1 protein-coding gene is annotated in these 1,806 nt (G+C 76.1%); it reads right to left on the bottom strand.

Annotated elements, in window-relative coordinates:
* Positions 1-37: 37 nt before the first annotated feature.
* Positions 38-1,806: SpoIIE family protein phosphatase (locus tag ACFWM7_RS35185; protein ID WP_383268831.1), on the bottom strand; the 1,769-nt coding region annotated here is incomplete at its 5' end.

The raw sequence follows: 1,806 nt of genomic DNA on the forward strand, positions 1-1,806 counted from the left end.
GTCGCGGTCCCGCCCTCCTCGCGTCATGCCGGGGACGTCACTGCGCCGGCCGGGCCGCCATCTCGAACCAGACGACCTTGCCCGTCGACAGCCGCGTCGCGCCCCACCGCCGGGCCAGCCGGTTGACCAGGAACAGCCCGCGGCCGCCCTCGTCCGTCTCGCGCGCCCGCCGCTGCCGGGGCAGCTGCGGGGAGTCGTCCCCGACCTCGCAGCGCAGGACGTCGGTCCGCAGCAGCCGCAGCGTCACCGGCCGCTCCGCATAGCGCACCGCGTTGGTGACGACCTCGCTGACCAGCAGCTCCACCTCGTCCGCCAGCTCGTCCAGACCCCAGCGGCTCAACGCCCGCCGGGCCAGCCTGCGGGCCCGGCCCGGGGCCGCGTCCTCCGGCTCCAGATACCAGTACGCCACATCGCTCGGCGCGATCCCGTCGAACCGGGCGGCCAGCAGCGCGATGTCGTCGTCCCGGTCGCCCGGGCCGAGCATGTCCAGCACGTCGTCGCAGAGCGCTTCCAGCGGCGGCGAGTGGTCGTCCCCGGTGAGCTGTGCGGTCGCCGCCAGGCGCTCCCGCAGCTGCTCGATACCCGTCCACACGTCCCGCAGCCGCGACTCCACCAGGCCGTCGGTGTACAGCAGGAGCGTCGCCCCGGCGGGTGCGTCCAACTCCACCGCCTCGAAGTCGACGCCGCCCACCCCGATCGGGGCGCCCGGCGGCACCACCAGCACCTCGGCCCGCCCGCCCAGGTGCAGCAGCACGGGCGGCGGGTGCCCGGCGTTGGCGATGGTGATCCGGTGCGCGACCGGGTCGTACACCGCGTACAGGCAGGTCGCCATCCGGTCGCTGCCGAGCCGCTGCGCCTGCTCGTCCAGGTGGTGCAGCACCTCCTGCGGCGGCAGATCCAGCTGCGCCAGGGTCTGCGCCGTCGTCCGGAGCTGGCCCATGATCGCCGCCGAGGTCATGGAATGGCCCATCACATCGCCGACGACCAGCGCGACCCGGCTGCCGGGCAGCGGGATCGCGTCGTACCAGTCGCCGCCGACCCGGGCCGTCTCCGCCGCCGGGAGATAGCGCGAGGCGAGCCGGACACCGGTGGGCTGGGGGAGCGAGTCGGGCAGCATCGTGCGCTGCAGCTCGTCGGCGATATAGGCCTCGCGCCCGTACAGCACGGCCTTGTCGATGCCGAGCGCGGTGTGCGTCGCCAGCTGCGCCGCGACCAGCAGGTCACTGGCCTCGAACGGGGTGCGCTCGGTGCCGCGCACGAAGACCGCCGCCCCGATGACCCGCCGCCGGCCGCGCAGCGGGGCCAGGATCGCCCGATGCCCGGTGGGCACGGACCGGCCGGGGCCGAGCAGCTCCGGCAGCGCGGCCCGGGCCGCCGCCGAGTCGCCGAAGACCGGCCGCACCCCGCGCAGCACCTCGGCCAGCGCACCGCCCGCCCGCACCTCGCACAGCTCGGCGGCCGGCGTCAGATCGGCCTGCGGGTCCAGGACCAGCGGCCGCAGCCGCTCGGTCTCGGAACCGGCCGCCTCGGCGCCCTCCTCGTCGCTGACGCGCAGCCGGTCGCTGCGCCGCAGCCGCAGCACGAACGGGCTCACCGGGCGCTCGTCGCCCACCGGCAGCGGGTCGCGGAGGTAGACCAGGATCGCGTCGGAGAACGTCGGCACGCTGGCCCGGCACAGCCCGAGGACGATCTCGTCGAGGTCTATGCCCCGGGCGATCCGCCGGGTCGCCGCGCCGACGAAGCGCAGCCGGTCGCCCTCGCGGCGGGTGGCCGCCTGCGCGTCGGCGACGGCGGCCGCTCCAGGAC

This window comes from Streptomyces sp. NPDC058375, assembly GCF_042723425.1.
Taxonomy (GTDB): Bacteria; Actinomycetota; Actinomycetes; order Streptomycetales; family Streptomycetaceae; genus Streptomyces; species Streptomyces durocortorensis.